General features: G+C 67.7%; 6 protein-coding genes. 1 reads left to right on the forward strand and 5 read right to left on the reverse strand.

Annotated elements, in window-relative coordinates:
- Positions 1-16: 16 nt before the first annotated feature.
- On the reverse strand, positions 17-1,213 hold the full coding sequence (locus tag Q1J79_RS01195) for a M20 aminoacylase family protein (RefSeq protein ID WP_300295449.1): 1,197 nt from the start codon (positions 1,211-1,213) through the stop codon (positions 17-19).
- 45 nt (positions 1,214-1,258) lie between these two features.
- A complete protein-coding gene (locus Q1J79_RS01200) occupies positions 1,259-2,164 on the reverse strand; it encodes a LysR family transcriptional regulator (RefSeq protein WP_300295451.1) in 906 nt (301 codons plus the stop codon).
- A 234-nt stretch (positions 2,165-2,398) separates the two neighbouring features.
- On the opposite strand from Q1J79_RS01200, the gene Q1J79_RS01205 reads away from it, so the two are divergent.
- A complete protein-coding gene (locus tag Q1J79_RS01205) occupies positions 2,399-3,673 on the forward strand; it encodes an MFS transporter (RefSeq protein ID WP_300295453.1) in 1,275 nt (424 codons plus the stop codon).
- Between the two features lie 3 nt (positions 3,674-3,676).
- On the opposite strand, the gene Q1J79_RS01210 is transcribed toward Q1J79_RS01205, so the two are convergent.
- From Q1J79_RS01210 to Q1J79_RS01220, 3 genes are all read right to left on the reverse strand, one after another.
- Positions 3,677-5,071, reverse strand: a complete 1,395-nt coding sequence (locus Q1J79_RS01210) for an MATE family efflux transporter (protein ID WP_300295455.1) — start codon at positions 5,069-5,071, stop codon at positions 3,677-3,679.
- Between the two features lie 85 nt (positions 5,072-5,156).
- Positions 5,157-5,390 carry a DUF1127 domain-containing protein gene (locus Q1J79_RS01215; protein WP_300295456.1) on the reverse strand — a complete coding sequence of 78 codons (234 nt, stop codon included), beginning with the start codon at positions 5,388-5,390 and terminating at the stop codon, positions 5,157-5,159.
- 2 nt (positions 5,391-5,392) lie between these two features.
- Positions 5,393-6,092: class I SAM-dependent methyltransferase (locus Q1J79_RS01220; protein ID WP_300295458.1), on the reverse strand; the 700-nt coding region annotated here is incomplete at its 5' end.

Genomic DNA, 6,092 nt, shown 5'->3' on the forward strand with positions numbered 1-6,092 from the left:
TCACTGGCGCCGCGTCTCAGGCCGCGTTGCCCAGTTCCACGTTCACTAGGTTCACCCAGTAGGCGGCGCCGGTCAGGATGATCTGGTCGTTGAAATCGTAATGCGGCGTGTGCACGTAGTGGCAGGAGCCATCCTCGATGCTGCCGCCATTGCCGATCAGGATATAGGCGCCCGGCTTCTGCTCCAGCATGAAGGCGAAATCCTCCGCGCCGGTCAGTTTCTCCACATCGCCATCGGTGCGGTCAGGCCCCACCGTCAGCGCCGCCGCCTTCAGCGCGATGGCAGTCTGCTCGGGCGCGTTCACCAGCGGCGGATAACGCCGCAGGTAATGATGCTCGACGCTGCAGCCATGGGCGGCGGCAATGCCATGGGCGATCTCGGCCAGGCGCCGCTCCAACAGGTCGCGATCGGCTGGCGTATAGCTGCGCGCGGTGCCGCGGATCGTCACGTCCGACGGAATCACGTTGGGCGAACCATAGGCGCCGGCCGCGATATGCCCGACGCTGATCACGGCGGCATGCTGCGGCGAGACATTGCGGCCGATGATGCCCTGCGTGGCGGTGATGAAATTCGCGGCCGGCTGGGTCGGGTCGGTGCCCATCTGCGGCATGGCGCCGTGGCCGCCGGTGCCACGGAACAGGGTGGTCCAGGTATCGGAGGCGGCCATCATCGGGCCGGGCCGGATGGCAAAATGGCCCGTGGGCAACCCCGGCATGTTGTGCATGCCATAAACGGCATCGCAGGGAAACTTCTCGAACAGGCCGTCCTCGATCATCACCCGCGCGCCGGCCTCGCCCTCTTCCGCCGGCTGGAAGATGAAATGCAGCGTGCCGGCGAAATCGGGATCCTGCGCCAGATGCCTGGCGGCGCCGAGCAGCATGGTGGTGTGGCCGTCATGGCCGCAGGCATGCATCTTGCCGTCATGCACTGAGCGGTGATCGAACGTGTTCTTTTCCTGCAGGTTCAGCGCATCCATGTCGGCGCGCAGCGCAATGGCGCGCTGGCCCTGCCGTTTGCCCTTCAGCGTGCCGACCACGCCGGTTTTCCCCAGGCCGCGATGGATCGGGATACCCCATTCGGTGAGCCTGGCCGCCACGATGTCGGCCGTGCGGTTTTCCTCAAACGCCGTTTCCGGATGCTTGTGGATGTCGTGCCGGATCGCGGTCAGTTCCTCGCGATAGGCCTGCATGTCCTTGAGGATATCTTTTGTCATGGGACGCTCGTTCTGTGGGGAGGCTCCCAGCACAGCACTGCCGGCCTAACTTGGCAAGGCCCGACGGCGCGGCCTGGCCGCCGCGCCGCTGGCCAGCAGGTTGCGCTCACGCTCGAACAGCGCCACCAGATAATCCATCACCGCGCGGATGCGCGGGGCCCGGCGCAGATCGGGATGCACCATCAGCCAGATATCCCGGTCCGCCGAGGCGGTTTCGGCGGCGACGCGCCGCAGCTGCGGATCGGTGGTGCCGATGAAATGCGGCAATACCGCCACGCCCATATCGGCGCAGGCGGCATGGTACATCGTGGTCATGTCGCTGCACTGGAACGCGATCGGCCGGCCGCGCAACTGCGCCTCCAGCCACTGCTGCTGGGCGATATGGCCCAGCGCCTCGTCATAACCGATGAAGCCGTAATCCCTCGGCCTGGTCGTGCTGAGGTAGCGCCTGCTGGCATAGAGGCCAAAACCGACCGAACCCATGCGCCGGGCGATCAGGCCGCTTTCGCTCGGTTTGGCCAGGCGGATGGCGATATCCGCCTCGCGCCGGTTGAGATTGACCAGGCGCTGGTCGCCGGACAGCGCGATGCGGATATCGGGATGCAGGCGACGGAACTCGACCAGCCGCGACGTCAGGAACAGGCTGGCGAACATCGGAGTGGTGTTGATCCGCACGGTTCCCTGCAGGGCCGGCCGGCCGCTGGCCTGCCGCTGCAGCGCGATTGCCTCCTGCTCCATGCGCTCAGCCGAAGTCCGCAGGGTGTCGCCCTCCTCGGTCAGCGCATAGCCGCGCGACAACCGGTCGAACAGGCGCAGTCCCAGGTCGCGCTCCAGGGTCGCGATCCGGCGCGCCACGGTGGAATGATCAACCTTGAGCCGCCGGGCGGCGGCCGAAAGCGAACCCTCGCGGGCCAGTTCGAGAAACAGCCGGATGTCGTCCCAGTTGGCCATGACCATATCTGTGAATTTATGCGCAGGTTCTGGGTATTTTTACCATATCCCGTTTCCCGCTGCCGAGCCTAATATTGCTCCGGTCGCCTCGACGCGATGCAAGCTCGAGGCGATGCAGGGGATTGCAGCGATACAATCGGCGGCTGGACTTACCTCCAGCCCCGCCCCATCATCGCGGCGCCCGAGATACCGCGACCGTCAAGAACCGCAACCGTCAAAAACTAAAGAGCCCCCATGGCCACCCGCAGCCTTTCCGCCCGCACCCCCTTCCACCATGATTCGCTCAGCCAGTGGCAGAGCGTGTCGATCCTGAGCGGCGCCGCCATCATGCTGTCGCTGGCCATGGGCATGCGCCAGAGCCTTGGCCTGTTCATGCAGCCGATCACCCGCGACATCGGCATCTCGGCCGCCGATTTCGCCTTCGCGCTGGCGGTGCAGAATATCGTCTGGGGCATCGCGCAGCCCTTCGCCGGTGCGCTGGTCGACAAATTCGGCACGCGGTTCATCGCGCTGTTCGGCGGCCTGCTCTATGCCGCCGCCCTGATCATCACCGCCTATGCCGATGCGGCCTGGATGATCACCATCAGCTCGGGCGCCATGATCGGCGTGGCCCTGGCCTGCACCACATCGGGCATCGCCGCCAAGATCGCCGCGAAAGTGGTGCGGCCGGAACGGCGCAGCCTGGCCTTCGGGCTGGTTTCCGCGGCCGGTTCGATCGGCACCTTCTTCTGCGCCCCGCTGGCCCAGGGCGTGATCCAGGCGAGCGGCTGGCAGATGGCGATGTTTGCCTTCGTGGCTTTGGCCGCCGCCATGCTGCCGGCCGCCATGATGGGCGGCCGGGCCGACAAGGTGCCGGTCGATGCCATGCCGGGTGCCGCCGAAACGATGCGCAGCACCCTGGCCGAGGCCCGCCGCCATGGCGGCTATATCGTGATGGCCGCCGCCTTCTTCGTCTGCGGCCTGCAGCTGGTGTTCCTCACCACCCACCTGCCGACCTTCCTGGCCGATTGCGGCGCCGACCCGATGCTCAGCGCGCAGGCGCTCGCGGTGATCGGCGCCTTCAACGTGTTCGGCAGCTGGCTGTTCGGCTGGCTCGGCGACCGCTACCACAAGCCGATGCTGCTGGGCCTGATCTACCTGCTGCGCTCGGCTGCCATCGCGCTGTATTTCACGCTGCCGGTCAGCAGCGCCTCCACGCTGGTCTTCGCCGCCATCATGGGCACGCTGTGGCTGGGCGTGATCCCGCTGGTCAACGGGCTGGTGGCGCAGATCTTCGGCATCCGCTATCTCGCCACGCTGACCGGCATCGCCTTCTTCAGCCACCAGGTCGGCAGCTTCCTCGGCGCCTGGGCCGGCGGCGTGATCTATGACGTGCTCGGCTCCTACACGCTGGCCTGGCAGCTCGCCGCCGGCATCGGCGCCGCCGCTGGCGTGATGCAGCTGTTCATGAATACCCGACCGACCGAGCGCGTGCTGGCTGCCCAGCGCGCGGCGGTGGCGGCGGAATAGCCCCTAGCGGCGGCGGCGCAACAGCCGCGCGAGCGTCAGGATCGTTGTGATGGCCGCGCCTGCGGCCAGACCGATCCACAGCCCGGTCACGCCGAGATCCCGCGCCGCGCAGAGATACAGGCCCAGCGGCGCGCCAACCACCCAGTAGCCAATGAGCATGTAAAGCATGGGTGCCCGGGTGTCCTTGCGCCCGCGCAGCAGACCCGACGCCGTAAGGCCGACATAGCCAGCCACCTGGATCAGGCCGAGCAGCACCAGCAGGCCGGCCGCGGTCTGCGCCGCAGCCAGGCCCACGGCGCTGGCATCGAAGAAGGCCTGCGCCAGCGGCGCCGCACCAAGCGCCAGCAGAAGGCACACTGCCAGGCCCAGCACGAACGCCACGGCGAGACTGCTGGCGAAAACGGCGCGACCGGCGCGCGGATCGCCCAGCGCATCGGCGCGCGCGATGCGCACCATGGAAGCCTGCAGCAGGGCCGCCGATCCGGCATAGACGATGCCGGCCATGCGCAGGGTGAGCGTATGCGCGGCCACCTCAGCGGCGCCCAGAGTGGCAGCCACCAGCGTCGCGCCGAGGAAGATGCCGGTCTCGGTGGCGGTGATGACGCCGATCGGCAGGCCGACACGCAAAACGGCCAGCAGGCCGTGCATGTCGAACGATGCCTGCCTGAACGATGCCTGCCTGGCGGCGTCGGGTGCCGCGCGGCGCGCGACGACGACCAGCGCGATGAAACTGGCCAGAGCCACCAGCAGGGAGGACAGCCCCGCGCCGGTCGGGCCGAAGGCGGGGATCGGGCCGAAGCCGAGCATCAGCACGTAATTGGCGCCCGCATTCAGCGGCAGCATGGCCAGCGTCACCTTGAGGAAAACCCTAGGCTGCTCGGCCGCCGTCAGCAGCGTGCGGTAGAGCGCGACGCCCAGCATCGGCACCAGCATTAGCGCCATGGTGCGCGTGTAGCCCTCGCCCTGCGCCAGCAAAGCCGCGTCCAGGCCAAACCATTCCAGCCAGACCGGCGCGAACCAGACCAGCGGCATTGTGCCGGCCGCCAGCAGCGCCACTAGGACCCAGCCGATGCGTTCCAGCCGCGCGCGTTCCGCCATATCCGCTCGCGCCACGGCGGCGGCATAAAACGGCGCGAGGCCGCCGAGCGTGCCGGCGCAGAGGTAGAACAGGATCGAGTAGAGGTCGCTGCCGACCGCCACCGCCGCCAGGGCATCGGCGCCGAACAATGCCGACACCATCACGGTATCGGTCACGCTCATGCCCATGTTGACCAGCGCGATCAGCGCAATCGGCAGGGCCAGCCGCAACAGCGCCCGGCCTTCTTCAATCCGAAGCCCCCACGCCGATGCCGGGGCAGGCGCGGCAGTGGGGACGAACTCAGCATCAAGGGTGGACATGGACTCATTCCTGCTTTTCAGATGCGAGGACAGATTCGGCGGCCGCGGCGTGACACGCGGCCGCCGGCCTTCAGCGATCCCTGTTTCAGAGATCCCTGAGACGGCGTTCGGCGATCCAGAAGGGCTGCGTCGCCTCGTAATGCGCGGCGACAGGATCGATCCCCGCATCGCGCAGGGTGCGGGGATCGATCCGCGCCAGCACGCGGCGCGCCCGGATGCGCCGGTGCCGCACGCGCAAGGCCTGGGTCACACGGGTCAGCCAGCCGGTGTGACGGTCCTCGGCCCGCCGGCCGAAAGCCGCCCAGACGATGGCGTTCATGTTCAGCGCCGCAGCTCGAGGATCAGGTTGAAGGGCGTGGCCGTGGCGCGGCGGAATTGCGCGAAGCCATTGGCCCGGGCGAGCTCTGCCAGCCGGCCTTCGCCGGCCTGCGCGCCCAGCACATGGGTGCCGTTTTCCGAAATCGCATGGGCACAGCACAGGGCGGTGGAGCCGGCATAGTACATGCGGCCGATCGGGTTGAGGTTGTCCTCCACCTTGTCGTTGGCGAAAGGCTCGACCAGCATCACCGTGCCGTCCGGCGCCAGGCTCTTGGCGGCATGGCGCAGGGCCACGTCGGGATGACCCATGTCGTGCAACGCGTCGAAGAAGCAGATCAGGTCGAAACCCGACGAGGGGTAATCGCCGGCCTTGGCCACGGTGAAGGTGACGCGGTCGGCCACGCCGGCCTGCTTCGCATTCTCGCGCGCCGCCTCGATCGAGCCGGCATGGGCATCGAAACCCCAGAACCGCGACTTCGGGAAGGCCTGCGCCATGATGATGGCGGAATGGCCGTGGCCGCAGCCGATATCAGCGACCTTCGCGCCCTTTTCCAGCTTGGGCACCACGCCCTCCAGCGCGGGCAGCCATTCCGGCACCAGATGCGCCTGGTAGCCATTGCGGAAGAAGGCGGCAACGCCGCAATACAAGCGATGATGGTGGTCGCCCCAGGCCACGCCCTTGCCGGTACGGAAGGCCGCGATG

Source organism: Ferrovibrio sp. (assembly GCF_029255545.1).
Lineage (GTDB): Bacteria > Pseudomonadota > Alphaproteobacteria > Ferrovibrionales > Ferrovibrionaceae > Ferrovibrio.

Coding starts and splice junctions, on each gene's coding strand:
- Q1J79_RS01215 (WP_300295456.1), bottom strand. CDS start 5,390: ATGAACGCCATCGTCTGGGCGGCTTTCGGCCGGCGGGCCGAGGACCGT.
- Q1J79_RS01200 (WP_300295451.1), bottom strand. CDS start 2,164: ATGGCCAACTGGGACGACATCCGGCTGTTTCTCGAACTGGCCCGCGAG.
- Q1J79_RS01195 (WP_300295449.1), bottom strand. CDS start 1,213: ATGACAAAAGATATCCTCAAGGACATGCAGGCCTATCGCGAGGAACTG.
- Q1J79_RS01205 (WP_300295453.1), top strand. CDS start 2,399: ATGGCCACCCGCAGCCTTTCCGCCCGCACCCCCTTCCACCATGATTCG.
- Q1J79_RS01210 (WP_300295455.1), bottom strand. CDS start 5,071: ATGTCCACCCTTGATGCTGAGTTCGTCCCCACTGCCGCGCCTGCCCCG.